The 233-nt window shown below is 51.9% G+C and carries 1 protein-coding gene; it reads right to left on the minus strand.

Translation table 11 applies throughout. From position 1 onward, the window contains the following. A partial coding sequence (locus tag AAEY87_RS14455) for a flavodoxin domain-containing protein (protein WP_350657667.1) occupies positions 1–221 on the minus strand: 221 nt, incomplete at its 3' end. Positions 222–233 lie beyond the last annotated feature (12 nt).

Below are 233 nucleotides of genomic sequence, written 5' to 3' on the forward strand. Positions count from 1 at the left end.
CCCTGAAAGAGTGGCACAATGCTATCAGGAAGGTCGCCCTGCCCGGTCGTGGACGTAACCACCAGAACATACTTATCCTGATAGGGCAGCCAGTCGCTTAATTCAGGATCTTCAAATACCGTTGCTTTGTGGCCCTGCGCGGTCAGAATCGCTTCCGCTTCTTCGGCCACTAACAGTGAATTCCCGTACATGGTGCCGACAAAAATACCAATTTCCGCCATACCGTTTTCTCC

The sequence above is a fragment of the Psychrobacter sp. S1-30-MNA-CIBAN-0213 genome (assembly GCF_040309845.1).
In the GTDB taxonomy this organism is placed as follows: Bacteria; Pseudomonadota; Gammaproteobacteria; order Pseudomonadales; family Moraxellaceae; genus Psychrobacter.